This is a genomic window from Uniformispora flossi (assembly GCF_049534875.1).
GTDB classification, from domain to species: domain Bacteria; phylum Actinomycetota; class Actinomycetes; order Streptomycetales; family Streptomycetaceae; genus Yinghuangia; species Yinghuangia aomiensis.
Window position 1 is genome coordinate 119,015 of record NZ_JBMULZ010000017.1, and the last position, 24,473, is coordinate 143,487.

The 24,473-nt window shown below is 72.4% G+C and carries 24 protein-coding genes; 12 read left to right on the top strand and 12 right to left on the bottom strand.

All coding sequences use genetic code 11. From position 1 onward, the window contains the following. Nucleotides 1-271: 271 nt before the first annotated feature. Nucleotides 272-2,062: a glycoside hydrolase family 3 protein gene (locus tag ACPA54_RS30160; protein WP_423534558.1), complete on the bottom strand. Its 1,791-nt coding sequence runs from the start codon at nucleotides 2,060-2,062 to the stop codon at nucleotides 272-274. A 459-nt stretch (nucleotides 2,063-2,521) separates the two neighbouring features. On the opposite strand from ACPA54_RS30160, the gene ACPA54_RS30165 reads away from it, so the two are divergent. After that, nucleotides 2,522-3,031, top strand: a complete 510-nt coding sequence (locus ACPA54_RS30165; RefSeq protein WP_423534559.1) for a CBS domain-containing protein — start codon at nucleotides 2,522-2,524, stop codon at nucleotides 3,029-3,031. A gap of 63 nt (nucleotides 3,032-3,094) precedes the next feature. On the opposite strand, the gene ACPA54_RS30170 is transcribed toward ACPA54_RS30165, so the two are convergent. Next, on the bottom strand, nucleotides 3,095-3,286 hold the full coding sequence (locus ACPA54_RS30170) for a hypothetical protein (RefSeq protein WP_423534560.1): 192 nt from the start codon (nucleotides 3,284-3,286) through the stop codon (nucleotides 3,095-3,097). A gap of 578 nt (nucleotides 3,287-3,864) precedes the next feature. Then, nucleotides 3,865-4,476, bottom strand: coding sequence for a hypothetical protein (locus ACPA54_RS30175; protein WP_423534561.1), 612 nt, complete (start codon nucleotides 4,474-4,476; stop codon nucleotides 3,865-3,867). Nucleotides 4,477-4,815: 339 nt separating this feature from the next. Between ACPA54_RS30175 and ACPA54_RS30180 the strand changes: the two genes are divergently transcribed. The 6 genes from ACPA54_RS30180 (at nucleotide 4,816) to ACPA54_RS30205 (ending at nucleotide 9,448) form a co-directional block, all read left to right on the top strand. Beyond that, nucleotides 4,816-5,271, top strand: a complete 456-nt coding sequence (locus ACPA54_RS30180) for a CBS domain-containing protein (RefSeq protein WP_423534562.1) — start codon at nucleotides 4,816-4,818, stop codon at nucleotides 5,269-5,271. A gap of 57 nt (nucleotides 5,272-5,328) precedes the next feature. After that, complete coding sequence (locus tag ACPA54_RS30185) at nucleotides 5,329-5,988, top strand: response regulator (protein WP_423534563.1); 660 nt, start codon at nucleotides 5,329-5,331, stop codon at nucleotides 5,986-5,988. 133 nt (nucleotides 5,989-6,121) lie between these two features. After that, nucleotides 6,122-7,165, top strand: coding sequence for a zinc-dependent alcohol dehydrogenase family protein (locus ACPA54_RS30190; protein ID WP_423534564.1), 1,044 nt, complete (start codon nucleotides 6,122-6,124; stop codon nucleotides 7,163-7,165). 150 nt (nucleotides 7,166-7,315) lie between these two features. Beyond that, nucleotides 7,316-8,305: an Acg family FMN-binding oxidoreductase gene (locus ACPA54_RS30195; RefSeq protein WP_423534565.1), complete on the top strand. Its 990-nt coding sequence runs from the start codon at nucleotides 7,316-7,318 to the stop codon at nucleotides 8,303-8,305. Nucleotides 8,306-8,339: 34 nt separating this feature from the next. Beyond that, entirely contained in the window at nucleotides 8,340-9,308 is a 969-nt protein-coding gene (locus ACPA54_RS30200) for a universal stress protein (RefSeq protein ID WP_423534566.1), read from the top strand. Continuing rightward, nucleotides 9,305-9,448 (top strand): hypothetical protein, encoded by a 144-nt coding sequence (locus tag ACPA54_RS30205; protein ID WP_423534567.1) that lies wholly within the window; start codon nucleotides 9,305-9,307, stop codon nucleotides 9,446-9,448. Before ACPA54_RS30200 ends, ACPA54_RS30205 begins: the two co-directional genes overlap by 4 nt. Before the next feature lie 34 nt (nucleotides 9,449-9,482). Here ACPA54_RS30205 and ACPA54_RS30210 read toward each other — a convergent pair whose 3' ends face one another. The 6 genes from ACPA54_RS30210 to ACPA54_RS30235 all read right to left on the bottom strand — a co-directional run bounded on the left by ACPA54_RS30210 (nucleotide 9,483) and on the right by ACPA54_RS30235 (nucleotide 14,803). Next, entirely contained in the window at nucleotides 9,483-10,400 is a 918-nt protein-coding gene (locus tag ACPA54_RS30210; protein ID WP_423534568.1) for a universal stress protein, read from the bottom strand. Nucleotides 10,401-10,524: 124 nt separating this feature from the next. Further along, nucleotides 10,525-10,821: an SHOCT domain-containing protein gene (locus ACPA54_RS30215; protein ID WP_423534569.1), complete on the bottom strand. Its 297-nt coding sequence runs from the start codon at nucleotides 10,819-10,821 to the stop codon at nucleotides 10,525-10,527. A 221-nt stretch (nucleotides 10,822-11,042) separates the two neighbouring features. After that, nucleotides 11,043-12,107: a PI-PLC domain-containing protein gene (locus ACPA54_RS30220; RefSeq protein WP_423534570.1), complete on the bottom strand. Its 1,065-nt coding sequence runs from the start codon at nucleotides 12,105-12,107 to the stop codon at nucleotides 11,043-11,045. Nucleotides 12,108-12,136: 29 nt separating this feature from the next. Next, on the bottom strand, nucleotides 12,137-12,913 hold the full coding sequence (locus ACPA54_RS30225) for an FAD:protein FMN transferase (protein WP_423534571.1): 777 nt from the start codon (nucleotides 12,911-12,913) through the stop codon (nucleotides 12,137-12,139). Next, nucleotides 12,906-13,373, bottom strand: a complete 468-nt coding sequence (locus ACPA54_RS30230; RefSeq protein ID WP_423534572.1) for an FMN-binding protein — start codon at nucleotides 13,371-13,373, stop codon at nucleotides 12,906-12,908. The genes ACPA54_RS30225 and ACPA54_RS30230 overlap by 8 nt, the downstream gene beginning before the upstream one ends. Before the next feature lie 38 nt (nucleotides 13,374-13,411). Then, a complete protein-coding gene (locus tag ACPA54_RS30235; protein WP_423534573.1) occupies nucleotides 13,412-14,803 on the bottom strand; it encodes a ferredoxin reductase family protein in 1,392 nt (463 codons plus the stop codon). Between the two features lie 169 nt (nucleotides 14,804-14,972). On the opposite strand from ACPA54_RS30235, the gene ACPA54_RS30240 reads away from it, so the two are divergent. Both ACPA54_RS30240 and ACPA54_RS30245 read left to right on the top strand, forming a co-directional pair. After that, nucleotides 14,973-15,743: a response regulator transcription factor gene (locus ACPA54_RS30240; RefSeq protein ID WP_423534574.1), complete on the top strand. Its 771-nt coding sequence runs from the start codon at nucleotides 14,973-14,975 to the stop codon at nucleotides 15,741-15,743. Continuing rightward, complete coding sequence (locus ACPA54_RS30245) at nucleotides 15,740-17,209, top strand: sensor histidine kinase (RefSeq protein WP_423534575.1); 1,470 nt, start codon at nucleotides 15,740-15,742, stop codon at nucleotides 17,207-17,209. Before ACPA54_RS30240 ends, ACPA54_RS30245 begins: the two co-directional genes overlap by 4 nt. 71 nt (nucleotides 17,210-17,280) lie before the next feature. On the opposite strand, the gene ACPA54_RS30250 is transcribed toward ACPA54_RS30245, so the two are convergent. Next, nucleotides 17,281-17,814 (bottom strand): flavodoxin family protein, encoded by a 534-nt coding sequence (locus tag ACPA54_RS30250; protein ID WP_423534576.1) that lies wholly within the window; start codon nucleotides 17,812-17,814, stop codon nucleotides 17,281-17,283. Between the two features lie 300 nt (nucleotides 17,815-18,114). Further along, nucleotides 18,115-18,993, bottom strand: coding sequence for a universal stress protein (locus tag ACPA54_RS30255; protein ID WP_423534577.1), 879 nt, complete (start codon nucleotides 18,991-18,993; stop codon nucleotides 18,115-18,117). Nucleotides 18,994-19,667: 674 nt separating this feature from the next. Here ACPA54_RS30255 and ACPA54_RS30260 point away from each other — a divergent pair. After that, entirely contained in the window at nucleotides 19,668-20,531 is an 864-nt protein-coding gene (locus tag ACPA54_RS30260) for a universal stress protein (protein ID WP_423534578.1), read from the top strand. Nucleotides 20,532-20,950: 419 nt separating this feature from the next. Continuing rightward, on the top strand, nucleotides 20,951-21,178 hold the full coding sequence (locus ACPA54_RS30265; RefSeq protein WP_423534579.1) for a DUF1918 domain-containing protein: 228 nt from the start codon (nucleotides 20,951-20,953) through the stop codon (nucleotides 21,176-21,178). A 116-nt stretch (nucleotides 21,179-21,294) separates the two neighbouring features. Here ACPA54_RS30265 and ACPA54_RS30270 read toward each other — a convergent pair whose 3' ends face one another. After that, a complete protein-coding gene (locus ACPA54_RS30270) occupies nucleotides 21,295-21,777 on the bottom strand; it encodes a DUF2231 domain-containing protein (protein ID WP_423534580.1) in 483 nt (160 codons plus the stop codon). A 288-nt stretch (nucleotides 21,778-22,065) separates the two neighbouring features. Between ACPA54_RS30270 and ACPA54_RS30275 the strand changes: the two genes are divergently transcribed. After that, entirely contained in the window at nucleotides 22,066-24,396 is a 2,331-nt protein-coding gene (locus ACPA54_RS30275) for a heavy metal translocating P-type ATPase (RefSeq protein ID WP_423534581.1), read from the top strand. Nucleotides 24,397-24,473: the final 77 nt, after the last annotated feature.

Sequence of the window (24,473 nt, forward strand, 5' to 3'; positions counted from 1 at the left end):
CCGGTAGGTGGCTGCGAGATGACACGAGTGCCGGGTGATGTCGGTCCCGGCGCAGTCGGCTCCGGCAATGACTCGCGGGAGGCGCCTGCGACTGAGGCAAGAGAAGTGCCCGCGACGATCGCCTATGCGCCGGCCCCTCCGGTGTGTCTCCGGAGGGGCCAACGCTCGTACGTGCCGGCGGCGATCGGATACCGAGCGCTTCGCGAGTCCTGACCGGCTGGGTGACGTCGGTGGTGGGCACCAGGCACAGCTCGTCGAAGCCCGCTGGGCGTCAGCGCAGGCGCAGCCCGTGGCCGAAGCGGAACAAGGGGTCGGCCGTGTCGAAGGGGACGTCCGACCGCGACGCGAGTACCGCGTCCATGGAACGCGGCAGGTCCATCGGCAGGGCGCCGCGCGGCTCGGCGATGCCGAACAGGACGTCGAGCGCCGCCTTGTCGTCGGCGCCGAAGTCGACGACGATGGCGGCCGCTTCGTCGACGAGCGGGGTGAGGACGGCGGGACGCTCCAGGTAGATGTCGAGGACGGTCGGCACCGTACGGGCCAGGGTGCGGAGTTCGTCCAGCTGCTCGGCCGGGAAGTCCAGCGACCCGCTGTGGAACATGCTCTCCAGAATGTCCGTACGCGGTTCGAACGGGGCCGCTATCCGTACGATCGCCACGTCCGCGGAAGCAGGATCGTCCACCACCGTGCCGTAGGTCGCCGCGAGTTCGGGATCGATACCGCGGACGTGGATCCGGCTACCCCGGGCCAGCGGCAGGACTGGAGTACCTTGCGCGTCCTGCCGGTTGGTGAGCACAGTGAACGCCGCACGCTGTGCCGCGGCACCGGCTGCGCGGAACTCGGCTGAGCCGACAGCGCGTTCGGCCCTGCCTTCATCCACGTAGGGGTGGTCGAAGAGGCCGAGGACGAACTTCTCCCGCAGGATGCGCCGCGCGGAGATGTCGAGCCGTTGCTCGTCGACCGTGCCGGAGCGCACGAGTTCGACGAGCATGCCCACGTTCTGCTCGCCGCCGAACTGGTCCACGCCCGCGTCCAGAAGCCGGAGCATGCGCTCGCGCTCGTTCAGGTGCTCGACGCCCCAGGCGCGGGCCGGGAACGGCTGACCGAAGACCTCGCGGTCGGTGATGAGGCCCCAGTCGGTGCACACGATGCCGTCGAATCCGTAGCGATCGCGCAGGAGCCGGGTGACGACGGACTTGTTGAAGCTGAATCCGACCTCTTCGTACTCGGTGCCGACGGGCATGCCGTAGTACGGCATGATCTGCGAGACCCCGGCCTCGAAGGCGGCTTCGAACGGCTTGAGGTGGTAGTCGAAATTGTCGCCCGGATAGACCTGTTCGCGGCCGTGTGCGAAGTGCGGGTCCTCGCCGTCCTTCTGCGGGCCGCCGCCCGGGAAGTGCTTGGCCATCGCCGAGACCGACTCCGTGCCCAGCGCACCGCCCTGGAAGCCGCGCACGTACGCGGCGCCGAGCCGGGACGTCAGGTCCGCGTCCTCGCCGAAGCAGTGGTTCTGGCGGGACCAGCGAGGCTCGGTGGCCAGGTCGATCTGCGGGTGCAGGGCGACCCGGATCCCGACCGCGGTGTACTCCTGCCGGGCGATGTCGGCGAACCGCTCGACCGTGTCCGGGTCGCCGATGGCGGCGAGGCCGAGCGGCTCGGGCCATTGCGAGAACGGTCCGGCCATCATCGCCGCGGCGGGGTTGTCGCTGAACGCGTGCCGCGGGTCGGTCGAGATGGTGACCGGGATGCCCAGGCGGGTCTCTGCGGCGGCACGCTGGACGGTGTTGTGCCAGGCGGCCATGGCACGGGCGTCCGGTGCCGAGCCGAGCAGGTTGAAGTGGTTGAGACCGGCCGCGATCAGCTCCGTTACCGACGTCATGCCGAAGACGGGGTCGTCCTCGACCACGGCGCCGTCCTGTCCGGGGACCGCCACGGTGTGGAAGAACAGGCCGGCCTTCTCCTCCAGGGTCATCTGGCCGAGCAGGTTCGCGATTCGTTCGTCGACGGGCAGCGACGCGTCGAGGTAGGTGGGGTCGACGACCGGGGTGGAGTCAGACGACATGCGAGGTATCCGATCTGGGCAGGGGAGGGCTGGTGGTCCGAGGTCGTTTGGCCGCAAGTGTCAGGCGGACGGCATCGGTGCGTCCCTCCGTCCGACGAGGCTCCGCGCGACGGTTGACGCAGGTCGCACGAATCGCGTGCCTCGTGTTCCCCGTGAACCTAAGCGGCGCCGGCGCCCACGGTCAATAATTATCTGACGCCTGTAAATAAGTGTTGCATGCGCCACACCGCTCGGGGGTGATTCCTCCGGCGCCCCAGGCCGCTGAAATCTCGTCATGGACCCGGAAGACGCCGATGCCACAGCGGAGTTCTTCATCCGCGTGGGTCGTGGACGGGGGCGGGGAACCGGCGTAGGCACGGGCCCGGCCGCATGCCGGGCCGTTCGGCCCTGGCGGAGCGGCCGCGGACTCCGGACGCTGGTGGTGAGGGGGTGCCCTCGGGGCCGTACGAGGAGGCCGCCATGCGCAGCGCAGTCGAGAAGCCGGCTCGGTCTTCGGAACCCCGGATCGAAGTGCCCTCGGTCGGCTCGGTAATGCACGGTCCCGTGGTGTCGGTGGACGCCGACGGCATGCTGTGGGACGCGATGGACCTGATGCTGAACCGTGGGCTGCGCCACTTGGTCGTGGTGAAAGTCGACGAGGTGCGCGGCATGCTGGTCGATCGCGAGCTGGCCGCGGTGTGGGCGGTGAACCCGCTGGGACTCAAGCACACGCGCGTCGGTGACATCGTCGGCCCGGCAAGCCGGTCCGTCAGTCCGGACGTCGACGTGCTGACCGCGGCGAACCGCATGCGGGCGGCGGGTGTCGACGCACTCGTGGTCGTGGATTCGGCCAAACGGCCGCTCGGGGTCGTCACCGACCACGACATGCTCGGGATTCTCGCCGCGCTGCTCGGCGGCGCGGGTGCGGGCGTGACCGACGCCGAGCCGCGCTATCACGGGTCGGGCCGTCCACGGCTGCTCCCGGACTGACCGCGAGCGAGACCGCGGGAAGGCCCTGGGACAAGCCCATCGAGTCCGTTCTGCCGCTTCGAGCTACGCCCTGCTGGTCCACAACGGCGCGGTGTGGGACCAATCCTTCGCCCATGCGGCCTCGCGCAAGCGCATGAAGAGGGCGGCTTCGGCGCCGTACACCACGGCCAAGACTCCTGCCCCGCCTATCGTGGTGGCGATCCCGATGCCCACCGCGTCCATGACGATCCGGTCGTGGCTCGGCGGCGGAGTCACCGGGCGGCCCGCGGCGTCGAGCCAGATCGTGGTGGTGTCCCCGACGCGGCCGCGCCCGGACCATCGCCTGGCCTGTGTGCGAAGTTCCGTCGGAGGCGACCCACGACACCGTGGCCTCGGACTCGGTCGTCGCGGCCGTGGACATGCCGATGGTGTACACATCTTCCCGCAGCACAGCGGTCACCGGGCGCTGGTGCTGACGGAGAATACGCTGCCGGGCCTCTTCGTCGCCCGCTTGGGCGCGGCCTGCCAGGACGCCGAGAACGGGCAGCGCGAGCGCCAGCAGGACGATGCATACGGCGAACATCTCGTGCCAGGTCCGGGCGCGCGTGCGGAGCGGATTGCGGCGCAGATGGCGGCGGAGCCGACCCGGAGGGCGGGGCCTCGGGCGTTCGTCCTTGGCACTCATGGCGGACCCCTAGGTCGAGTTGTGCCGTCGGAAGGCTTGGCGGCGGGCAGTGGTCGGCCGCCGTGGCGCGGTTGCCTTCGTTCTGTTTCCAGTCTTGCCGGGGCCGCAGCCGTGGGCTTGGGGCGGACGGCCTGCCGTGCCCGGGCCGATCGGCCCGGGCACCGGGGTGTCAGCGCAGCCAGCCGTATCGCCGCACCAGCGGCTGCCGCGCCCACCAGGCGCCGAGTCCGTAGCGGCTGCCGGCGGCCACGGCGGCGAGGACGACGAGGGCCAAGGCGTAGACGAAGTGGTAGTCCGCGAACGGGTTGGTGGACGCGGTGAGCGTGCCCTCGCCCGTGTGTTTGGCGGGCGGCCATTCGGCGATCCACATCAGCGCCATCATCGCCGTGCCGGACACCGCGGCGATGCGGAGCCCGATGCCCAGGGTCAGCGCGACTCCGATGCCGAGGAGCCCGGCCATGAAGAGCCAGTCGGCCCAGGTCTCGCCCGCCCAGCCGCGCAGGGTGGATGCCATGGGTCCGGCGTCGACGTGGCTGAGGAACCCCTTGGTCGGCGAACCGCCGTCGACCCACCCTCGTCCGGCTCGGGTCGCGTAGCCGAGGCCGAACGACTTGTCGAGGAAAGCCCACAGGAAGACGAAGCCGAGGACGACGCGGAACCCGGCGACGGCCGCGTCGCGGAACGCGGTGGTGCTGACGGCGGCCGCGCGACCGCCGGCCGTACGCGTGCGGCGGGGCAGGTGCAGCCGGCCGGCGAGGTGTGGGGTGTGCGGTGTGGCCATGGTGGTTCCCCCTTGCGCGGGCCGCTGGGCCGTGGGGCCCGGCAGCGGGTCGGATGAGCGGCGGGTCGCGCTGTTCCGAGCGGTGGTGCGCGGACGGTGAGGGCCGTGTGGATTGGCGCCTTCCGTCCTGTCCGGGCAAAACTCTGTGGCCGCAAGGGAGTTCGTCGGCAGGGGAGATCGGCCTGCGGCTTCGGGTCGAATGGCCGGTTGGCCCTCCCGTCGCGAATTTCGGGCGAGTCGTCACCGGACAGGGCCGAACGGCCCTGGAGGCGGTGCGGCGCGCGCGGGAGGCTCGAAGCATGACGGCGGACCCGCCGTCCGCGACGCGTGGAGAACACCATGGACACCACCACCGCACCCGAGCCGGCCACCCGCACCGCTCCGACGCGGGCCGCGCCGCCCCGGGTTTCGGACGTGATGCACGGCCCCGTCGTCGCCGTCGACACGTCGGACAACCTGTGGACGGCCATGGACGTCATGCTGACCCGCGGTCTGCGCCACCTCGTGGTCACCCGCGGCGGCCGTGCCCACGGGATCCTGTCCGACCGCGACGTCGCGGCCACCTGGGCCATGGACCCGATCGGGCTGAAGAACCGGCAGGCCGGGCGGACGGCCGCACCCGCGGAGCAGGTGTTCCTCTCCCCGGACACCGACGTCGTCGCCGCGGCGGTGCGCATGCGCGAGCTGGGCGTGGACGCACTCGTGGTGGTCGCGTCGACGGGTGCGCCGCTGGGCGTGGTCACCGACCACGACCTGCTCGGCGTCCTCGCGGTGCTGATCCGCGCTCATGCGTGACCGCACCGGACCGTCCTGAGAGACTGGAAGCCGCGGCAGCGGAAGAGATGAGGAGCGATGAGCGCCCCAATCCGTGTGTTCCTGCTCGACGACCACGAGATCGTCCGGCGCGGCTTGGCCGATCTGCTCGGCGCCGAACCCGACATCGAGGTGGTCGGCGAATCCGCGTCCGCGCAAGAGGCGATCCGACGGATCCCCGCGCTGAGCCCGGACGTCGCGGTCCTCGACGGGCGGCTCCCGGACGGCAGCGGCATCGACGTCTGCCGCGAAGTGCGGTCCCGGTTCCCGGAGATCCAGGCGCTGATCCTGACCTCGTACGACGACGAGGACGCGCTGTTCGCGGCGATCATGGCCGGGGCGGCCGGCTACGTCCTCAAGCAGATCCGCGGCACCGACCTCGTGGACGGCATCCGGCGGGTGGCCGCCGGGCAGTCGCTGCTCGACCCCGGCATCACCGCGAAGGTCCTGGAGCGGGTGCGCACCGGCACCACCGTCGACCCCCGGCTGGCCGACCTGTCGCCGCGGGAACGCGAAGTCCTGGAATTCGTCACCGAGGGCCTCACCAACCGGCAGATCGCGCAGAAGATGCAGCTCGCCGAGAAGACCGTCAAGAACTACGTCTCGGCCCTGCTCGGCAAGCTCGGCCTGGAACGCCGCGTGCAGGCCGCCGTGTTCGCCACCGAGGTGCATCAGGCGCACCCGCACGGCCCGCTCTGACCCGCGGGAACCGATGCCGTGGGCCGATCGGCCCTACGACCGTCGGACGTTCGGCGAGACGCTCGAATCAGGACCCGGGGCGGGGCCACCGGGGCCGGGAAACGAGAGCGCCGCCTCGAACGGAGTGATCCCCATGAAGGCGCTGATCTACCACGGGCCGGGCCGCCGCAGTTGGGAAGACGTCGCCGATCCCGTCGTCACGGACTCGGAGGACGCGATCGTCCGCGTCGACGCCGTCACGATCTGCGGAACGGACCTGCACATCCTCAAGGGTGACGTGCCCGAGGTCGAACCGGGCCGGGTACTCGGCCACGAGGCGGTCGGCACGGTGGTCGAGACCGGGTCCGCCGTCCGGAACGCCCGGGCCGGGGACCGCGTCCTCGTCTCGTGCATCTCGGCGTGCGGGCGCTGCCGCTACTGCAAGGCGGCATCCTACGGCCAATGCACGGGCGGTGGAGGCTGGATCCTCGGCCACCGGATCGACGGCACACAGGCCGAACTCGTGCGCACGCCGTTCGCGGACAACTCGCTGCACAAGCTGCCGGACAGCGTGCCGGACGAGGCCGCGGTGCTGCTCGCCGACATCCTGCCCACGTCGTACGAAGTCGGCATCCGCAACGGCCGCGTCGGCCCCGGGGACACCGTGGTCATCGTGGGCGCGGGGCCGATCGGTCTCGCCGCCGTGATCATGGCGCGCCTGTACACGCCCGCGCGGATCATCGCCGTCGACCCCGACGCGGGGCGGCTGGAGGCGGCCAAGCGGTTCGGCGCGGACGTGACGATCACGCCCGAGCAGGACCCCGAGGAGACCGTGCGGGCCTTGACCACCGACGGATTCGGCGCGCACGTCGCGATAGAAGCCGTCGGCGTCCCGCAAACCTTCGAGCTGTGCACCCGCCTGGTCCGCCCGGAAGGGCACATCGCCAACATCGGCGTGCACGGACGGCCCGCCACGCTGCACCTCGAAGACCTGTGGATCAAGAACATCACCGTCACCACAGGTCTGGTCGACACCAGCAGCACTCCAATGCTCCTCGACATGCTCGCGGCCGGGCGCTTGGACACCTCCGGACTGGTCACCCACCGCTTCGGGCTCGACGAGATGCAGGATGCCTACGACGTGTTCGCACGCGCGGCCGACTCGGGGGCTTTGAAGGTCGTCCTGTTCCGCGGCTGATCCCCGGTGGACCCGGCCTTCGACCCGGATCGCCGCCGGGCCGTTCGGCCCGGTCGGCCGGGCGGGTCGCCCCTGGGGGGCCGGGAGCCCGCCGAGGCATGTTGGAAAGACGGAGGCCCCCGAGTCTCCGCAGCCCGCCGGAGGTGGACCATGACGACCTCGACCCTGACCCCGAAGCAGCGCGAACGCATCCTGCGGGCCGCGACCTCGGCCCCGTCGAAGCACAACACCCAGCCATGGTGGTTCCGTTGGGAGGGCGACGACGTGGAGATCCACGTCGACCGCGACCGGGTCCTGACGCACAGCGACCCGAGCGGCCGCGAAGCGCACATCGCCTGCGGCGCGGCCGCGTTCGGCGCCCAGCTCGGCTACGCATCGCTCGGCCTCGGCACCGAGACGGACCTGGTGCCGGAGGCCGACGATCCGCTGTTCTCGGCACGGCTGCGCGTGACCGCGGCCCTCCCGGACCCGCGCCTCGAACCGCTCTACTGGGCGCTGCCGAGCCGTCGCACGAACCGCGCCCCGTTCCGCGACGAACCGATCGCACCCCTGTTCCTCGAACGCATGCGCGATGCCGCGCGCGACGAAGGAACCTGGCTGCGGGTGGTCGAACGCGAACCGGCTTACGAGTCCCTGCTCACCGCGATCCGCGAGGCCACCGGCCGGGAGGCCGAGCATCTCCGCGAGGAGCGCGACCACTGGATCGACCCCCCGGACCAAGCGCACCGGCTCGACGGCGTCCCGGCCGGCAGCCTCGGCCCGCTGCCCGCGGAGCCGACCGGGGCGGTCCGCGACCTGGCCGCCGGCCACGACGTACCCGAACGCGGCACGGCCGCGTTCGAGCAGCGTCCGGTGCTCGCGGTCCTGGAAACCTCCGGCGACGGCCCGCGCGACTGGGTCACCGCCGGACGCGCGCTGCTCCACGTCCTGGCCGTCGGCACCCGCTACGGCATCGCCGCGTCGTTCGCGAACCAGCCGCTCGAAGACCCGGACCTGCGGGTCGAAATCGGTTCCGGCGCCAAGCACTACGGCAACCCGCAGATGATCCTCCGGCTCGGCATGGGCGTCGACGTCCGCCCGACCCCGCGGCGTGGTCTGGACGACGTCGTCCGCGCGAGGGCGGACGCGCCTTCGTCGTAGCTGCCCGCCGCTCTTTTCCCGAGGAACCCCCGTCATGGACCGCTCCGCAATACCCCCGCCGGATCGTCCGGAAGCCCCCGTCGTGGTCGGCGTCGACGGCTCGCCGTCCGCGGATCTCGCCGTCGCGGTGGCCGCGGAGGAGGCCGCACGTCGCGGCACCCGGCTGATCGTCCTGCACGCCGCCGATCCGGCCGTCTACGAGGGCGGACCGGCTCCCGCCGGGTACGCCGCGGCCCACGGCGTGGTCGACCGTGCCGCCGCGGAGGCCCGGGCGGGGGAGCGCCCGCCCCCGGTCGTGACGGCCGTCGTCCGGGCGACTCCGGTGGGCGCGTTGCTGGACGCCGCACGCGACGCCGCGCTCGTCGTGGTCGGCGCCCGCGGACTCGGCACCGCACACGGCCTGCTGGTCGGTTCGGTGAGCCGGTCCCTCGCGGGCCACGCGTCGTGCCCGGTCCTCATCGTGCGCGGGAACGGCGGCGCCCCCGCGCGATTCCGCCGCCGGGTACTCGTCGGAGTCTCCGGCGCTGCCTGTCGACCTGCCGTGGAACTCGGGTTGGAGGAAGCACGGTTGCGCGGCATGCGGCTGCTTGCCATGCACGCGTGGACCGTGCCCGCGGGTATGCGCGCCCGTGGCCTCGCGCGCCGCGGAATCGACTTCGCCGCGGTGGCCCGCGCCCAGGCCCGCATGCGTCTTGCCGCGGTTGTGAAGGCACTCCCCCCGTCGGAGGGTGTGCGGATCCGCGAGGACGTCGTCCGTGACAGCGCCGAGCACGCCCTCGTCGCCGCGTCCCGCGCGGCCGACCTGCTGGTGATCGGCGCACGCCGCCCGCCGGGTCCCGGGCCGCATCCGGGGCCGCATCTCGGCCCCGTCACCCGCGCTGTGCTGGGGCACGCGCAGTGCCCGGTGCTGGTGGTTCCCCTGCCGGCGCCGGACCGGCCGGAGCCGCGATGGCGGCGAACCGAGACGCCGACCGAAACCCGACCGGTGCGGAGTCTGCGATGACCGTGCGAGTCGTCATCGCCACGCATCCGCGGCGCGGCGAGCGTGCCCGGCGTCTCGGTCCCGGAACGCACGCGCTGTTGGAACACGCCGACGCCCCGGTGCGGCTGGTGCCGACCGGGGCGCACAGGGGGGATGCGTGACTGCTTGGCCCGCCTTGGCCCACCGCTCACGCTCTCAGTCCACGGGGACGAGCAGCACCGGCGCGTGCGCGTGGTGGAGAAGCGCGTGGGTGACCGGGCCCAGTTGGCGCCCGACGCGGCCCGGGCGCCGGTGGGCGGCCAGGACGACCATGGCCGCGCCGCGCGAAGCGTCGACCATGACGCGGGCCCGGTGCCCGTTGACGACGTCCGCGACGGCCTCCACGTCCGGATGGCTCTCCCGTACCGGGTCCACGGTCTGCGCGAGGACGGCTTCGCCGTTGGCCTCGCAGGTGCGGACGGCGTCGGCGGTGGGTGCGAATGCGGCAGCGGCGCCGTACGCGGGCAGGTCCGGGAACGACCAGGCGTGGACCGCGTGAACGCGCGCGCCGCGCCACGCGGCCTCGGCAAATGCGGCTTCGACGGCCGGACGGCACGAATCATCGGCGACGCCGACCACGACCGCGTCCTTGTCGATGCGGAAGTAGTCCTCGTCGTAGGGCGGTTCCGTGTCGCCGTCGGCTCCGGCTCGGACCACCAGGAGCGGGCACAGCCGTTGCGCCGCCGCATGCCGGCTGCGTGAGCCGAGCAGCAGGCCGGAGAAGCCGCCGAGCCCGCGGCTGCCCATGACCAGCAGGCCTGCCCGGCCTGCCGCCTCGTCGAGGATCTCGTCCGCGGGGCCGTGCGGCATCGAGTTGGTGACCTCGATTTGGGGGCGGCGGTGCCGGGCGCGCTCGGCGGCGGCTCGGAGCAGCTCGGTGCCCTGGTGGTGGAGGTGGTGGCCGTACCAGTCGCTTGCCTCGTATGCCTTCCAGTCCCAGGCATGGAGCAGTTCCAACGGGACGCCGCGCACGGCGGCTTCGTCGGCGGCCCAGTCGACGGCGTTGTCGGCGGCAGGCGATCCGTCGACCGCGGCGACTACGTGGCCCCGAAGCAGGCCGGTAGGCTCGATCATCGCGAACTCCAAGTGTGGTGATGGGAGTTGCCTTGCGGAATCCAGTCTGCGAGGCGCGGCCCCGGACAATCAGGGCCGAACGGCCCGGAGGCCCGGGCCGTTCGGGCGCGCGTTCGCGGGATCGTCAGGGCGAACCGTCGGGGCGGCCGCGCAGGTTGGCGATGATGTCCCGGTACTCCTGGGCGCCGATCTCGCCGCGGGCGTAGCGTGCCGCGGCGATGTCCTCGGGGGTGGAAGGCTGCGGGTGGACGGGGGTGTCGGCTTGCTCCGTCCGCCGGTTCGCGAGTCCGACCAGCCACCAGATCAGCACGCCGAGCAGGGCCAGCAGTACCACCATCATCAGCGGCCCCACCACCCACATCCACGCGGTGCCGTCTCCGTCCATATGGCCGCCGTACGCAGACACTGCCGATGTCAGCATGTCCGCCACCTCCCGGATCATTTCCGAGCCTCGCCAGGTTTTCAGCGTCGCCCGTCACCCGGGGCCGCGGAAGGGCCGAAGTGCCCATCGCAGGGCGGCCTCCGCGCAGCGTCACCGCGAACCCGCCGCTCCCGGACTGAGCCGCCTACCTGCCCCCCGGCGGCGAGGGAACGGCCGTCGGGGCCGATGGCCGGCGAGATGACCAGGGTCGGAGACCGGCTTCAGCCGCGGGGGAGGAGGGCCGACAGCACCGGGTGGGTGGTGCTCCAGTCGGTCGAGACGAAGGACGCCCCGGCGGCGGCCAGGCGGGCGACCCGGGCCGCGGCGGCAGCGGCCTTGGGCTGGGTGCGGTTCATCGCGGGCTCGGGATCGTGGGCGTTGGTCAGGACGACGAGGAAGTGGTTGCGTTCGTACCAGGTGGTGTCGGCGTGGTCGAGGTAGACGTCGGCGTCGGCGTCGAAGACGACGAACCACGGCCGTATGGAGGCGTCGGGGTAGCGGGTGCGGGGATCGCCGGGTTGGGCGTTCAGCACGGCGGGGAATGCCTGTGCGGTGGCGAGGGTGCCGGTCGCGGCCCGGTTGCGGAGGCTGGTGGCGTAGGCGGCGTCGGACCATTGGGCGGGCGGTGTGGTGCTCCGCTCGTAGGTGCCGGGGATCAGTTCGACGATCACCTTGCCCCGGAGTGCCGTCCTGGCGGGCCAGTTGTCCGCCTGCGCGGCGGTCGTGGGATCGGGGAACATGCCGCCGGAGGGGCTTCGCAGGAGGTCCACGGGCCGGAAGGCGTGGCTGCCGAGGTGTCCGGCGATCACGGCGTCCAGTGCGGCGGGGCCGTTGCCGTTCGCCCCGGCGAAGCCGTCTTTCAGCTCGATCTTGACCAGGAAGGGGCCGCGGTCGGGGTGCGTGTCGAGCCAGATCCGCAGGTTGTCCAGGCACGTGCCGAGTCCTTGGTCGTCCGCGCCCGTGTAGAGGCCGCCCGCGGTGCGCGCCGCGACGCAGTTGTTCTGGTTGCCCTGCATACGGGTGTGGCTGACCGTCCAGTCCCCGCGCGCCGGGTGGGCCCAGGCGTCGATCTCGATCAGGCTCCCGCCGGCGTCCAAGGCCTGGGCCAGGACGTGGTAAGCGGACTGGGCGTACGTGTTGTGGGTCCCGACTGCGGTGGCCGCCGCGAGGTTCGTCGGTGGTGCCGGGGGCCGGGGGACGCCGAACGCGGGTCCCGCGGGCACCGCGAGGGCCGACGCTGCGAGCATCGCACCGGCAATTCCGCGCAGATACCGGCGTTTGGCCATGGGGCCGTACTCCTTGTCCCGAGCTGCTTCTACTCCCTGTGCGGGCAGGGCGACGGGGCGGTGACGAACGACGCGAGTGCGTAGCCGTCGATGCCCGTGAGCCATTCTTCGGCTTCGTCGCCGAGGACGACCGCGGCGGTGGCGTAGACGTCGGCCCACATCAAGTGGGGGCCGGTCACCGTGGCCGAGACCAGGCCGGGCACCGGAGTACCTGTCCGCGGGTCGATGATGTGGCTGCCGCGTTCGGCGGTGCCGGAGGTGGCGACGGCGATGTCGCGCCCGGTGACCGTGGTGAGGATCCGGGCGGGGTCGCGGGGGTCGGCGATGCCGATGCGCCACGCTCGCCCGGGTGCGGCTTCGCCGCGGACCTGGACGTCACCGCCGCCGTTGACACTCGTGTTCACGGCGCCGGAGGCGTAGAGCAACGTGGACGCCAGCTCGGTCGCCCAGCCCTTCACCAAGCCCGACGGGTCGAGGGTTCCGCCGGGGCGGTAGCTGAAGCATCCGCGGGTGCGGAGGTGCGCTTCCGCGCAGAGTTCGAGGACCTCGTGCACGACGGTCGGGATGTCCCCGCGGGTGACGTCGTGCCGCGCGAGGCGGCTGATCACGCTGTCCGGCTTGTAGGTCGAGAACAGTTCGTCCACCCGGTGCAGCATGGCGACGGCCTCGCGGAGCGCGGCCCGGCGAGCGGGTGTGTCGGGGTCGCGGATGTCGAAGGAGAAGACCGTGCCCATCACGTGTTCCACGTGCCGGAACCCGGGGAGCGGATCAGTTGTGGTGCCGTGGGCCGGCGGGTCGTCAGGCATGGGCCTGGTCCAATGCGCTCTGCAAGGACTGGATATAGCCCTCGCTGGTGTAGGTGGCGCCGGAGACCGTGTCGATGCGCGCGGTCTGCGCCGCCAGGGCTTCCTTGGTCAGCTTGGGTACCGCCGACGCGGCGATGCTGCGGTCGCGCCCGTTCTCCGAGGGGACCTGCAGGACCTGGACACCGGTCACCTTGCCGTCCGTGAGGGTCACGGCGACCTGGACAGGGCCGTAGCGCGTGTCGATCGTGTCCCCGGTCAAGGTGCCGGTGCGGGTGCCGTAGGAGGCGCCGCCGGGCGCGGTGGTCGACGACGCGCCGGGCTGCGGGTTCGCCGCGCTGTTGCCTGTCGGGGTCGCCGGGCCCGACGCGGCCGCGCCGGTGGCCACGTGGTGCGGCTTCATCGACAGCAGCAGCACGACGCCCACGGCGCTGGACACCGCGGCGACGGTGGTGGCGCGCATGTGCGGACCTCCTCACGGCCGGCGGATGCCGGGCCTGCTCATAGGGCGAACGATTCGTAGTGGATGCGGTCGCTCCGGACTCCGGCGTCCCGCACGGCCGCACGGGCCGCGTCGGTCATGCCGGGCGGGCCGCACAGGAAGACGTCGCGTTCGGCGACGTCCGGCACCATCCGGGCCAAGGTCCGGGTGGTGAGCGGAAGGTGGTATCCGGCCGGCTCGTCGACGGAGTACAAGACGCGGGCCCCGCGCGCGGCGGCGATCGCGTCCAACTCGCCGCGCAGCGCCAGGTCGTGCGCGGTGCGGGCCCAGTAGACGAGGACGACGTCGCCGGGCAGCGTCTCGAAGAGGGCACGCAGTGGGGTGATGCCGACACCGCCGGCGAGCAGGAGCGACTTCGCGGAACGGGCCCGCTCCGCGGTCAGGCCGCCGTACGGGCCCTCCGCCAGCACCCGGGTGCCCGGCGCGAGCCGGGCGAGCGCGGCGCTGTGGCCGCCGAGTGCCTTGACGGTGATCCGCAGGTGGCGGCCGTCCGGCGGCGCGGACAGCGAGTACGGGTTCGCCGCCCACCACAGCTTGGGCGCCAGGAAGCGCCAGCGGAAGAACTGGTCTGGCTGCGCGGTCAGTTCGTCCAGCCGCTCACCCGTGAGGTAGACGGAGACCACGCCGGGTGCTTCCGGCCGGACCGCGGTGACGCGGAGGCGGTGGCGCAGGGAGAAGCGGATCGGCGTGAGGAACCGGTACCAGAGCACCGCGCCCGCGGCGCACCCGTAGAGGCCGTACCACGCCGCCTGCGCCGCCCGGTTGCCCACGAATTCGGCGCCGAGCGCGAGCTGGTGGCTGAAGGCGAGGAAGATCGCGGCGTAGGTGGCCAGGTGCAGCAGGTGCCAGGTCTCGTACCGCATGTGCCGCCTGGCGAAGCGTGCGGAGACCACCGCGGTCACCAGAAAGAGCAGGAAGGCCAGCCCGGTCTTGAGCATCTCCGGGTAGTCGCGGATGATCGTGACACCTTCGGGCACCAACCCGCGGTGGTCCGTTTCCGCGTAGCCCCAGGTGATGAAGAAGGCATGCGCCACGATGAACGCGATCGTGAAGCGGCCGGCCGTCGCGTGCCAGCGGGCGAGCCGGTCGGTGCCGATCACATGGTCGAGGACCGGTATCCGCGCCATCAGCAGGACGAGAATCGCGCACGCGTAGCCGGCGAGCAGCCCGAAGAGGCGTCCCGCACCGGTCAGCCAGTCGGCCGCGCCGACCACGGCCGGGGTGTGCCTCCACCACAGTCCGAGGACCGCGGCGCCACCGCCCCAGATGGCGGCCTGGACAAGGGCCGGAACCATCCGCCGCGCCGCCGGGACCGGGCCCGGCGCGGCATGCCGCCGGGGCGTGCCCGGTCGGGGCCCGGGTGCATGCCCCGCCTGCGCCGGGTTCGCCATGGCGCCTCCTCGACCCGCACGGGTGGTCCGGGTGACCGCCGACTGGCTCCCAGCCTTCCCGGCGTTCCTCAGAGAAGCCTGTGAATCCGGGGCCGTCCCGGTTGTTCAGAAGAAACTCAGAGGTTCGCAGCCGGGCACGGCGACCGTGACGCGCGATGCTGGGGAGACCATGCAGACACCGCCCCTCGCCCCGATACTGCGGCGCCCCGACGGCAGCCCCGTCCGCGTCCTCGTCGTCGACGACGAACCCGACCTCACCGCCGTCCTCGGTGCGGCCCTGCGTGCCGAAGGCTGGCAGGTGGAGACTGCCGCCGACGGTGCGTCCGCAGTCGCGAGCGCCACCCGGGTGCCGCCCGACGCGGTCGTCCTGGACTGGATGCTCCCGGACACCGACGGGTTGAGCGTGCTGCGCCGGCTCCGAGAACGGGCACCCGAGGTGTGCGTGCTCTTCCTCACTGCCCGCGACGCCGTCGAGGACCGCATCGCGGGCATCACCGCGGGCGGCGACGACTATGTGACCAAACCGTTCAGCCTCGAGGAGGTGCTCGCGCGGCTGCGCGGCCTGGTGCGGCGCGCGGGCATGACCCGAGACCCCGGAGACCGGCGCCTGGTGTACGCCGATCTGGTGATGGACGAAGAAGCCCGCGAGGTCGCCCGCGGCGGCCGTCCGGTGGACCTGTCCCGCACCGAGTTCGAACTGCTCCGGTTCCTGATGCGCAACCCTCGCCGCGTCCTGCCGAAGGAAATGATCCTCGATCGCGTGTGGTCGTACGACTTCGGCGGCCGCGCGCACGTCGTCGAGCTGTACATCAGCTACCTCCGCAAGAAGATCGACGCCGGGCGCCCCCCGTTGATCCATACCGTCCGCGGCATGGGCTACGTCCTGAAGGAGACACCAAACGACGATCCGCCGCACGATGCCAAGGGCACTCCGCGGTGAAGCGCCCCCGGTTCCCGCGTTCGCTCCGTGGCAGACTCACCGCGGGACTGGTGGTGCTGCTCGCGCTCGCCTGCGCCGCCGTCGGCGTCACGACCGTCCTGGCCCTGGAAGGATTCCTCGTCCGCCGCCTGGACCAGCAGCTCACCGCATCAGGCGGGCGGTTCGCCGCCAGCCTGGAACACGAGGAACGCCCGGACGCCGACAACATCCCCGACACCCGCGGCCAGGCCGAAGGCACGTTCGGCGCACGCCTGCTCGACGGCCGGGTCACCGACTCCGCTGTGGTGCGCGAACGCAGCGACGTCGCGGTGCCGTTGAGCCCCGGCGACCAGCGCGAACTGGCGCGACTCGCACCGAACGGCACCGCCCGCAGCATCCGCCTCACCGCCCTCGGCGAGTACCGCGTGCAAGCCGTCGCCGGCGACGACGGGGACGTCCTGGTCACCGGGCTCCCCCTGCACCCGGTCGAGGAGACGCTCCACAAGCTGGAGGCCGTGGAGATCGTCGTGTTCGGGATCGCCCTGATCGCCGCGGGCGCGGCGGCGGCCTGGTGGGTCGGCTTCACCCTCCGCCCCCTGCGCCGCGTCGCGGCCACCGCCACCGCGGTCACCCGGCTGCCGCTGGCCGGCGGCGACGTGGCCATGCCCGACCCCCTCGAGGTGGACGACCCGCGGACCGAAGTCGGCCAGGTCGCCACCGCACTCAACCGCATGATGGGCCACGTCGGCGACGCGCTGCGGCGGCGCCAAGCCAGCGAGGAGCGCCTGCGCAGCTTCGCCGCGGACGCGAGCCACGAACTGCGCACCCCCGTGGCGACGGTGCGCGCCCACGCCGAACTGGCGCTGCGCGGACCCGAGCCCATGCCGACGGAAGCCCGCAACGCGCTCCACCGGATCCAGTCCGAGTCGCGGCGGATGAGTGTCCTCGTCGACGAACTCCTGCTGCTGGCCCGCCTGGACGCCGGACGCCCGCTGGCCTGCGAGCCCGTCGACCTGAGTCGCCTGGTCCTCGACGCCGTCGACGACGCCCGCACGGTCGGCCCCGGCCACCGCTGGGTCCTGGACCTGCCCGCGGAGCCGGTCGAAGTTTCCGGCGACCCGCACAGCCTGCACCAAGTCGTCGCCAACCTGCTGGCGAATGCCGGCACCCACACCCCGGCGGGCACCACGGTGACGGTCGCGCTGTCGCCGCCGACACCGCACCAAGGCCCCGTCGGACACGTGGAATTGACCGTGGAGGACGACGGCCAGGGAATCCCCGAGGCACTCCTGCCGAACCTCTTCGAGCGCTTCACCCGAGCCGACGCGTCGCGCACCCGCACCGGCGGCGGGACCGGGCTCGGCCTCGCCATCGTCCACGCGGTCGTCGGGGCGCACGGCGGAACCGTGGACGTGACGAGCCGGCCCGGCCGCACGCGGTTCCGGCTCCGGCTGCCGGCAGAGGGGACCGACGGCGCTCCGGCGTGACGTCCCGGAGCCGTTCGACCCGGCTCTGCCGCCGCGGTCGTCGGCGCGTACCCGGTCGCCCCGTCGCGCCGTCAGTTCAGCGTTGCGCCCCACGCCTGCGCTCGGGACAGCTCGCCGTCGCGCAGCGGCCCTTCCGCGTCTTCGATGATGAAGCCCTGCGGTTCGGAGGCGAGTTCGTATCCGTGGTGGCGTAGCTTCCGGGCGATGCCGCGGGCGGCGCCGCCCGACATCGGCGCGGCCGCGCGCGTGTCGAACGCTGCGGCATGCAGCTTGCCGTGGGTCTTCGGCAGGTGCTGGAACCACTCGCGCACGCCGGGCCCCTCCGCGTCGGGCTCGGTCTCGTGGTGTGGCTTCTTCTGCTCGGCTTCCTTCTTGATCGTATGCAAGCCGGCCTTGCGTGATATCCGGGACGTCATGCCCCGCATATGAGTCGGGCCCCCGACGACGAGCAGATCGGCCGCCTCGACCAGTTCCGAGTTTGCTTCCTGGACGCGCAAGCAGTCGACGTCCGCGCCGGGATGGGACTGCCGTACCCCCTCTTTGACGGCTTCGGCGATCCGACGGGTGTTGCCGAAGAGGCTCTCGTACACGATCACGACGCGCATGACGACTCGTCTCCCTTTCCGGCCGGCCCTGTGTCGGCGTACCGGATGGCCATCGGCCGAGCAGGGCAGGCTCCGTCCTGTGGCTGATACATCCAGTCTGCACGGCCGACGGATCGCACGGATGGGCCGAACGGCCTCCCCGTTTGGTCGCCCCAGCCGTTCGGCCGGTGGGCGCCGGCGGTGCCGACCCACAGTTGGTGGATGCCAGGGAGCCGTTCGCGCCGGGCGGCGTCCGCGGTCGCCGCGCGGGCCTGACGTTCTCGCCACCGTCTTCCCGGTGGTGCGGGAAGTACGGCGGGGTCACGGGGTACCCGCGATCGGGACGACGGCGACGGGGCACGGTGCGTGGTGGAGGACCGCGTGCACGGTGGGTGCGATGCGGAGGGGGTAGCGGCCGCGTTCGCGGTGCGCGGCGACCACCAGAAGTGCCGCGTGGCGCGCGGCTTCGGTGAGGCGGCGTGCCGGGATCCCTTCGACCACGGAGGTGGCGACCGGCAGTCCCGGTTTCCGCTCGCGTACCGGGGCCAGTGCGTCGTCGAGTTCCCGGTCGCGGGCGACGGTCATGTCGGATGCGTCGTTGACCAGGGGGATCATCAGTTCCGGGGAGAAGCCCGACACGGGCAGGTTCCAGGTGTGCACAGCCAGCAGGTCGCCGGCGAGTGCCTGGGCGTAGTCCGCGGCGAAGGCGACGGCCGGGCGGTCGTCGGCGTCGGCGACACCGACCACCACGGTGCCGCCGGGTTGCGCTGCCCAGCCCGGCGGGATCACCACGACCGGGCAGAGGGCGTGCGCGCAGACCCGCATCGACACAGACCCGAGCAGCGCGTCCGTTACCTCGCCGTGCCCGCGTCGGCCCACCACGAGGAGGCCTGCCTGCCGCGACGCCTCGATCAGCACGTCGGCGGCGGCCCCGTAGCGGACGGAACCATGGGCCTCGAAGCCGTGTCTGTCGGCGCGTAGGTTGGTGAGCGCGATGTCGACGATTCCCTCGGCCGCGGCGTGGATGTCGGCGTACCGGGTCTGATGGCGGCCGCTGCCTTCGGGCACGGCCATCATCAGCTCGACGCGGTCGCCCGTCCTTTCGGCGTGGTCGACGGCCCACGAGAGCGCGCGCTGGGCGCCGGCGGAGGCATCGAAGCCGACGAGGATGTCCGCGGGTCCGGTCCGGTGGTCGTTCATCGTGTTCTCCCGGATGACGTGCGGGGGCGCGTACCCGCACGTTTCCGCGGTCAATCCCGCCGGGAACGAGCTGTCGTGCGCTTCGCGCTCGCATGCGCCGCACGAGGACGTGCTTCTGCACAGGCGGCACCACCGCGGCCCGACGGACAGGCATGGGCAAGCACGACGGCCGCCGACGTCGGCCGGATGGCATGAAAGCGGCTGCGGGATGCGGGGCCGCAGCGCGCGAATGCTTGGAACGGCCCCAGTCCGCCGCCGGGCGGATCCTCAAGCCTGCCGGTCCGCCCGGCCTCTCGCCCGGTGGCGGCAGCCGCACCCGCGTCGCAGGGTGGAAGCGGGGGTGGTCACGGATATCTCCCGTCGGCTGTGGATGGACAGCTGTGCAGATGCTGGGGAGCGGCGATGCGCGACGAAGGGGGCTCCGAGATGTGGGGAGTGCCCTGTGAGCGCTTGTCCGGGTACCGGAACGGCCGGCTCGTGGTGAGCGTGGGCAGCCCGAGCGGCGCCGGCGCCGCGTTGCGCGGGGCGGCCTGGGAATCCCCGGAGCGCGGTTTGGTGCAGGACGTTGTGGCGGCGGGAAGAGCTGGTCGGCGACGTGGCTTTCCCGGCCGTCGGCACCAAGGGCGCCTGCCGCGGCGGAGCGCGAGTCACCCCTGGAGTACGAGGTGAGTCCTATGGCATCGAGCGACGTCGGACAGCGGCAGCATGCGCATATCACCGCGGCCGTCGACGGTTCCGAGGGGGCGGACACGGCGCTCCGCTGGGCTGCTCTGGAAGCGCGCCGGCACGGGCTCGCGCTTCGTGTCGCGTATGCCTGGCTGCCGTTGCCCGGAGACGGGCGGGCCGCGGGACACGAGCATGCCCGCGGCCTGCTGGCGGAGGCGCGTGCACGTGCGCTGTCCTGCGTGCCTGATCTGGACGTCGCGGTCGTGGACCACCTCGACGTCGCCGGTGCCGCGGTGGCGGCCGAAAGCGAGACCGCGGCGATGCTGGTGCTCGGGTCGCGTGGTCGGGGCGGCTTCCGGAGCCTGCTGCTCGGTTCGACCGGTTTGACCGCGGCTGCCGTCTCCCGCTGCCCGGTCGTCGTCGTTCGCGGCGCACCGGCGGAGGCGGAGGGGCCTGTCGTCGTCGGTGTCGACGCGCTGCGTCCCGCGGCCGAGGTCCTCGATTTCGCCTTCGCCGAGGCAGCGCTCCATCCCGGCAGCGTGTTGCGGGTCGTGTACGGCTGGCGCCCCGAGGCGTGGTCGCCGGACGGTGCAGGTCCGGTTTTCACCGCCGCCGACGTCCGAGCCGCCGCCGAGCGCGGGCTCGCCGAGGCGACCGCGGGACGGGCCGCGGAGTATCCGCACGTCCGGGTCAGCCGGGAACTGCTGCCCGAGAGCGCGGCGGGTGCTCTCGTGCACGCTTCGACCACGGCAGGCCTGACCGTCGTTGGGCGCCGCGTGACGGGCACCGCCCTCGGTCTGCGCCTGGGGCCGGTGGCCCACGCCGTACTGCTGCATGCCCGTGGCCCGGTTGCGGTCGTGCCGTACCGGTAGGACCAGTCGGGTGCCTGCGTCACCACGAGTCCCGGGCGCCGTTGTTCCTGTGCAGTCTGGGGCATACCGGGCATGTGTCGTCCTTGAACGCCGCGAACCGGCAGATGCCGTCAAGGAGCGAGGCGGCGTGGGCGGGTTGCGCGAACGCAGCGGCGGCCGCAACCACGGTGGCCGTGACGGCAACGGAAGACCGTTTCGCCGACAGGCGAGCCCTCGTGATCCGTCGGCAGGGGCGAAAGGCCCTGGCCGAAGGCCGCGGAGCGAGGTTTGCTTGGCGTTTGGCAGCTCTGGATGACGCACGCCTCCCGGTACGGGTGCCTCCGGCGCGAAACTGACCGACCGCGGCGCAGGCGAAACCGGGGCGGCGGAGAGAGCGGTGGACCGAAACCGGATTCCGAGCTCGTGAAGGCGGTGACGTGATGCGCGCGAAGGTTGGTGACTGGGTTGTCGTCGAGTCCGTCCACCTCGGCGGGCCGCGCCGCATCGGCGAGGTGGTGGAAGTCCGACACCCGGACGGCACGCCGCCCTACCTGGTGCGCTGGACCGACGACGACCGCCAGACCCTGTTCTTCCCCGGCCCCGAAACCCATGTGGAGATGTACGAAGCGCTGACGCGCGACGCCCGCACCTCCCACGGCCTCGGGTGATCATCATCGCCGAAGTGGGCAGAGCCGGACAGGCGTCGGAGCACGCGGACAGTCGAAGACGCGGGCCGACCGCCGGGTGCCCGTTCCGCACGATTTGGCGGTCGGTGCCAGCCCGCTTACTTCGAGAAACTGTCGTTCCAGGCGGCCTTCGCACCCGAGTCGCCTATGCGGTAGACGTCCACGACGGCTCCCACGGACACGACGAGCGACAGTGCCACGGTCGCGGCGCGCAGCGGCATCGCGAACCGGTCTGCGCTGCGCGAGGTTTCGGCTGAGCCGGCGCGGCGGACCGCCCACCAGACGGCGAGCGCCAGAACGAACAGGCCGCCGACCCAGGGGAGCAGACCGTCGGCGAGTTCGGCGTGACGGCGCACCAACTCATTGCCGTCGACGTGCTGTTCCAGCCATTCTCCGGACTCTTTGGTGAGGGGGACGCTCACGAGCGTGACGAGGGCCAGCGCCGGCAGCACGATGCCCATGCGCTTGGCCGCGCTCGGCCAGACGGCACCGACGGTGAGGGCGAGAGCGGTCAGCGGGACGAGCACGACGACGAAGTGCACGAGCAGAACGTGCGCGGGCAGGCCGTTGATCAGGCTCATGGGGAGCTTCTCCAGCGGGGTTGGTGTCACGCGTTTGTCACGCGTCGATCAGGCCGGGAGCCTGGCACAGGAAGCTCTCAGCTTCGTCTGAAGACCGGCGCCCGTCCGGCCCCGCCCTTTGCCTTTCGTGGCTTGGCTGATCAAGCGGCCTGATGCGTGGCGCACTTGTGCCCTCGGGACGAACCACCCCGACCAGGGCCGGATGACTCTGCCGTCCGGGGCGGCTGCGCGCTGTGCTGGAGAGAGGACCGCTCCGGCTGTCTCCGCGCCGACCTTGGCCGAGGTGCCATGAACCGCTCGACTCGCCCCGCACGATTGCACCGCTTGACCGGCGCAATTGTGGCCCTGCGGCTCGAACCTGTCCTCTTGGCCGCAACCGCGGCCGCCTTGGTCGGCGGGGGCATCGCCTGGCTCACCGGCGCCCGCGGCCTCGCGGAGTTGTTCTGGGCCTTGGGGACCGTGTCCGCCATCGTGCCCGCGGTGGGCTGGGTGCTGGCGGCCCTGCGGCGCAGGCACGCGGGTGTGGACCTGATCGCGGTACTCGCGCTCGGCGGCACCCTTGCCGTGGGCGAGTACCTGGCCGGCGCCCTGATCGCGCTCATGCTCGCGACCGGCCGCACTTTGGAGGCCGCGGCTCAGCAGCGCGCCTCGCACGACCTGCGTGCCTTGCTGGAACACGCGCCGCGCTCGGCCCGCCGCCGCACCGAGTCCGGGGTGGCCACGGTGCTGCTGCGCGAGGTCGCCGTCGGCGACCTGCTCGTCGTCGGTCCTGGTGAAGTCGTCCCCGTCGACGGCCGCGTGGAAAGCGCCGCGGCAGTCCTCGACGAGTCGGTGCTCACCGGCGAGCCCCTCCACGTCGAGAGGGTCCGCGACGAAACGGTACGCAGCGGCGTGGTCAACGCCGGCGGTGCCTTCGAACTCCGCGCCACCGCGAGCGAACACGACAGCACGTACGCGGGCATCGTGCGGCTGGCCCGGCAGGCCGGGGCCGAGTCCGCACCGGTCGTGCGGCTCGCGGACCGGTATGCGGCCTGGTTCCTGCCCGTGTCCCTCGCCGCAGCCGGTCTGGCCTGGGCGATCAGCGGCTCCGCGGTGCGCGCGGTCGCGGTCCTCGTGGTCGCGACGCCGTGCCCGCTCCTGCTGGCCGCGCCCGTCGCGATCGTCTCCGGTCTGTCGCGGGCATCCCGCCTCGGCGTGGTCATCCGCGACGGCGGCGCCCTGGAGAATCTCGGCCGGGCCCGCACCCTCCTGCTCGACAAAACCGGCACTCTGACGCGCGGGCGCCCCCGCGTCCTCGACGTGATCGCCGCCCCCGACGCCAAACCCGCGGAGGTCCTCCGCCTGGCGGCCTCGCTCGACCAGTACTCGCCCCACGTCCTGGCGCAGGCCATCGTCGACACCGCCCGGGAACGCAAACTGGAGCTGTCGGTCCCGACGGACGTCACCGAAGAACCCGGCCGAGGGGCCACCGGCACCGTGGACGGGCAACGCATCTCGATCGGCCGCCTCGGCACCTCCGATACCCGGCCGACCTGGGCCAAAGCCGTCGACAACCGCGCCCTCCTCGACGGCGCGGCCGTCGCGTGGCTCACCGTCGACGGGCACCCGGCAGGCGCCGTCCTGCTGCGCGACCCCCTGCGCCACGACGCCCCGCGCACCTTGCGCCATCTGCGGGCGGTCGGCATCCGGCGCCTGCTGATGCTCACCGGGGACCGCGCCGCCCCGGCCCACGAAGTCGCCGCGGTCCTCGGCCTCGACGACGTACGGGCCGGCCTCGGCCCGGCCGACAAGGTTGCCGCCGTACGCGCCGAACGCGAACAAGCCGTCACCGTGATGGTCGGCGACGGCGTCAACGACGCCCCCGCTCTCGCCGCCGCCGACATCGGCGTCGCCATGGGCGCCCGCGGCTCCACCGCGTCCTCCGAAGCCGCCGACATCGTCCTGACCGCCGACCGGCTCGACCGCCTCGCCGACGCCGTCACCATCGCCCGACGCGCCCGCCGCATCGCGGTCCAAAGCGCAGCCGGCGGCATGCTGATGTCCCTGGCCGCCATGGCCGCGGCCGCCGTCGGCCTGCTCCCGCCCGCCGCAGGTGCACTCCTCCAGGAAGGCATCGACGTCGCCGTCATCCTCAACGCCTTGCGCGCTCTGCGCGCCGACCGGAACGCCCGGCCGGCCGTCACCCCAGCCGCGGAAGCACTCATCCACCGCTTCGCCGCCGAACACGACGACCTCCAAGACGTCCTCGAATCCGTACACGACGCCGCCGACCGCCTCTCCGACAGCCCCGGCCCCGAGGCCCTCGCCGCCGTCGAGGAGACACACCGACTCCTGACCGAACGGCTGCTCCCGCACGAGTACGCCGAGGAACACCAGCTCTACCCGGCCCTGGCGCCCACCCTCGGCGGCCCCGAGGCCACCGCCACCATGAGCCGCGCCCACACCGAGATCGAACGCCTCTCCCACCGAATCGCCACACACCTGCAACTGGCCCACAACGACGGCGGCTTGGCCCCCGAACAACTCGACGACCTGCGCGCGTGCCTCTACGGCCTGAACACCGTGCTGCGCCTCCACTTCACCCAGGAAGAAGAGAACTACTTCTCCCTCGCCCCGTGAGACGGCTCGGAGAAAGTCTTCAGTTACGGACGGCAGACAACGCCGAACCCGGTCCCGGGTCCTGTCGGCGCGTGCGG

Bases quoted from the DNA above. Each gene is read 5' to 3' on its own strand.
- ACPA54_RS30270 (WP_423534580.1), bottom strand. From the start codon at position 21,777: ATGAGCCTGATCAACGGCCTGCCCGCGCACGTTCTGCTCGTGCACTTC.
- ACPA54_RS30235 (WP_423534573.1), bottom strand. From the start codon at position 14,803: ATGGCGAACCCGGCGCAGGCGGGGCATGCACCCGGGCCCCGACCGGGC.
- ACPA54_RS30275 (WP_423534581.1), top strand. From the start codon at position 22,066: ATGAACCGCTCGACTCGCCCCGCACGATTGCACCGCTTGACCGGCGCA.
- ACPA54_RS30165 (WP_423534559.1), top strand. From the start codon at position 2,522: ATGCGCAGCGCAGTCGAGAAGCCGGCTCGGTCTTCGGAACCCCGGATC.
- ACPA54_RS30195 (WP_423534565.1), top strand. From the start codon at position 7,316: ATGACGACCTCGACCCTGACCCCGAAGCAGCGCGAACGCATCCTGCGG.
- ACPA54_RS30240 (WP_423534574.1), top strand. From the start codon at position 14,973: ATGCAGACACCGCCCCTCGCCCCGATACTGCGGCGCCCCGACGGCAGC.
- ACPA54_RS30260 (WP_423534578.1), top strand. From the start codon at position 19,668: ATGGCATCGAGCGACGTCGGACAGCGGCAGCATGCGCATATCACCGCG.
- ACPA54_RS30160 (WP_423534558.1), bottom strand. From the start codon at position 2,062: ATGTCGTCTGACTCCACCCCGGTCGTCGACCCCACCTACCTCGACGCG.
- ACPA54_RS30200 (WP_423534566.1), top strand. From the start codon at position 8,340: ATGGACCGCTCCGCAATACCCCCGCCGGATCGTCCGGAAGCCCCCGTC.
- ACPA54_RS30265 (WP_423534579.1), top strand. From the start codon at position 20,951: ATGCGCGCGAAGGTTGGTGACTGGGTTGTCGTCGAGTCCGTCCACCTC.
- ACPA54_RS30225 (WP_423534571.1), bottom strand. From the start codon at position 12,913: ATGCCTGACGACCCGCCGGCCCACGGCACCACAACTGATCCGCTCCCC.
- ACPA54_RS30255 (WP_423534577.1), bottom strand. From the start codon at position 18,993: ATGAACGACCACCGGACCGGACCCGCGGACATCCTCGTCGGCTTCGAT.
- ACPA54_RS30215 (WP_423534569.1), bottom strand. From the start codon at position 10,821: ATGCTGACATCGGCAGTGTCTGCGTACGGCGGCCATATGGACGGAGAC.
- ACPA54_RS30175 (WP_423534561.1), bottom strand. From the start codon at position 4,476: ATGGCCACACCGCACACCCCACACCTCGCCGGCCGGCTGCACCTGCCC.
- ACPA54_RS30185 (WP_423534563.1), top strand. From the start codon at position 5,329: ATGAGCGCCCCAATCCGTGTGTTCCTGCTCGACGACCACGAGATCGTC.
- ACPA54_RS30230 (WP_423534572.1), bottom strand. From the start codon at position 13,373: ATGCGCGCCACCACCGTCGCCGCGGTGTCCAGCGCCGTGGGCGTCGTG.
- ACPA54_RS30190 (WP_423534564.1), top strand. From the start codon at position 6,122: ATGAAGGCGCTGATCTACCACGGGCCGGGCCGCCGCAGTTGGGAAGAC.
- ACPA54_RS30250 (WP_423534576.1), bottom strand. From the start codon at position 17,814: ATGCGCGTCGTGATCGTGTACGAGAGCCTCTTCGGCAACACCCGTCGG.
- ACPA54_RS30220 (WP_423534570.1), bottom strand. From the start codon at position 12,107: ATGGCCAAACGCCGGTATCTGCGCGGAATTGCCGGTGCGATGCTCGCA.
- ACPA54_RS30205 (WP_423534567.1), top strand. From the start codon at position 9,305: ATGACCGTGCGAGTCGTCATCGCCACGCATCCGCGGCGCGGCGAGCGT.
- ACPA54_RS30210 (WP_423534568.1), bottom strand. From the start codon at position 10,400: ATGATCGAGCCTACCGGCCTGCTTCGGGGCCACGTAGTCGCCGCGGTC.
- ACPA54_RS30180 (WP_423534562.1), top strand. From the start codon at position 4,816: ATGGACACCACCACCGCACCCGAGCCGGCCACCCGCACCGCTCCGACG.